This is a genomic window from Clostridia bacterium, assembly GCA_019683875.1.
Classification (GTDB): Bacteria; Bacillota; Sulfobacillia; order RBS10-35; family Bu92; genus Bu92.
In genome coordinates, this window is the sequence record JADGHN010000192.1 from 1 (window position 1) to 2,200 (window position 2,200).

Annotated in this window: 2 protein-coding genes; both read left to right on the forward strand. The window is 66.5% G+C overall.

Going from position 1 to position 2,200, the window contains the following annotated elements:
• The first annotated feature begins 274 nt into the window (after window positions 1–274).
• Window positions 275–1,426, forward strand: coding sequence for a PAS domain-containing protein (locus tag IRZ18_09790; GenBank protein MBX5477396.1), 1,152 nt, complete (start codon window positions 275–277; stop codon window positions 1,424–1,426).
• Between the two features lie 57 nt (window positions 1,427–1,483).
• On the forward strand, window positions 1,484–2,200 hold a 717-nt coding region (locus IRZ18_09795; GenBank protein ID MBX5477397.1), incomplete at its 3' end, for an AAA family ATPase.

Here is a 2,200-nt window from a genome sequence, read left to right on the forward strand (position 1 = left end):
GTCCCCGCCGGCCGCGCCCTCCCGTCCTCACCTCACCGCCAGCCGCCACCAGCGACAGCGTACGACCGCGATTCCGAGCGCCATATCTTGGTCTTAAAGTCTGAACGCCAGAGATCGACAAAATATAGCAGGAAAACGCCGATTCCGGGTCGAATCCGCGCCAAGCCTCGACACGGGCGCGCCCGCGCCCGCGCGCCGGAGATCGGACCGGTCTTGGGCGCTCATTCGCCTTTTTTTCGCGGTGAATTCGATCCGACGTTCGGGGAGAGAGTCGATGCCGCAAAATCGACGGCGAAAAGACCATGCGTCCACCGCGCGCAGCGAGGTGGCCGCCGCACGGGAGCTCTCAGGCAACGGGCGGACCGCACCCGCGCCCTTTTTGACGGACGGCGCGATCCTCGCCCAGCACATCCTGCATTCGCTGCGCGAGGGCATCATCGTCGTGGACAAGGATCTCTACATCCGGGAGTTCAACCCCGCGGCGGAGCGCCTCACGGGCGTGAAAGCGTCGGAGCGCATCGGCCAGCGCGCCACCCAGATCAGCCGGGACCGCTCCCCGATCTTCGAGGTGCTGGAGACCGGCAAGGCATTCTACAACGTGGAGTCGCACCTCCAGGACGGCCGCATCTGGAACTGCAATTTCGTGCCGCTCATCGTCGACGGGAAGGTCGTCGGCGCGATCCAGACGTTCACCGACATCACCCAGCAAAAGCGGACGGAGATGCAGCTCCTCGCCGCCCGGGACGAGCTGGACGACGCCTTCGCGCTCACGCTGCCCAACACCCGCGTGGAGCAGAAGCTCAAGAGCACGCCGGAGTTCCGCGACGTCTTCGACCCCGCCACCAACACGATCACCATCACGGAAGTCATCCCGGACGGCGGCTACCGGCACGTCATCAACGCGCTGAAGGTCCTCGCGGATCTGCACCGCAAGGGCGGCATGCCCATCGGCATCAACAAGGACCAGCTGGTCCGCGCCGTGATCTTCCACGACCTCGGCAAGTCCCAGCCGGACCTGAAGCCGGGCGACGTCGTCGACCCGCGGGAGGCCTTCGAACCTTCAAAGCTCCACGCGCAGCGCAGCGCCGACATCGCGGAGACGTTTTACGACGAGCACCCGCACGTGGTCGCGCTCGTCCGCTATCACCACCACGAGGAGCACGAGCTGCCGCCGGAGTTCCCGACGGCGCTATTGCCCATGCTGCGCCTGCTCAAGCTGGTCGACGGACTCTCCGCAGCGCTCACGCGGCGGGGTTCGTCCATCGTGATCGACACGGTCGGCGTGAAGGTGGTGTGGCACGAGCGTTCCAGCCACCCGCGCTACGCCGGCACGTGGTCGCTCGACCTGTTCACCGGCAAGCGGAGCTTCCTGGGCGGGGACATCCCGGACTTCCTCAAGAACGGCCGCGCCATCGGGGGGCGGTAAATGTCTAGTATACTGGACAAAAAACGGCCATAATTGTCGGCGGAGGGGCTGACGATTGTGGCCGTTGTGGAAGACGTCCAGGTCCTGCAGGTCCTGAGGGGATTCAATCCGTGGTGGTCCACCGGCACCGTGCCGGGGGACCTGCTCCGCCCGTTTCCGCGCATCCCGTTCCACGAGGCCATCCGCCTGCTGGCGCGGCGGGACCTGCGCCGCGCCGTGATCCTCTCCGGCGCCCGGCGCGTGGGCAAGACGACCATCCTGTACCAGGTCGCGGACCGTTATCTCAAGCAAGGATGGCCGCCGGAGCGGATTCTTTACGTCTCCTTCGACCACCCGATCCTGAAGCTCGTCAGCCTCGAGAGTCTCGTCGAGATCTTTCAGGTGAACGTCGCCGCCGGCAGTCCGGAGGTGCTGCTCCTTCTTGATGAGATCCATTACGCGTCGGACTGGGCAGCTTGGCTCAAGATCCTCGTCGACCAGCACCCGGGTTACCGCATTGTGGCGACGGGATCGGCCAGCGCCCGCCTCCAGGTGGAGGGCGCCGAATCCGGCGCGGGACGCTGGACGGACGTCCAGGTGCCGCCGCTTTCGTTTTACGAGTACCTGCAGCTGCGCAACCTTCCGGTGCCGCCCATGCCGAAGGGTCTCGACCTCGCGGCACTCGCCGCTCTTCCGGCCCCTGAGGCGCAGGCGCTGGTCACGCGCGCGAAGGCGGTCGAGCCGCACCTGCCCCGCTACCTCCTGGCCGGCGGTTTTCCGGAAACGGCCCTCGCG

Excerpts from the sequence above, each read along its gene's own strand:
- IRZ18_09790 (MBX5477396.1), top strand. The coding sequence starts at position 275 with ATGCCGCAAAATCGACGGCGAAAAGACCATGCGTCCACCGCGCGCAGC.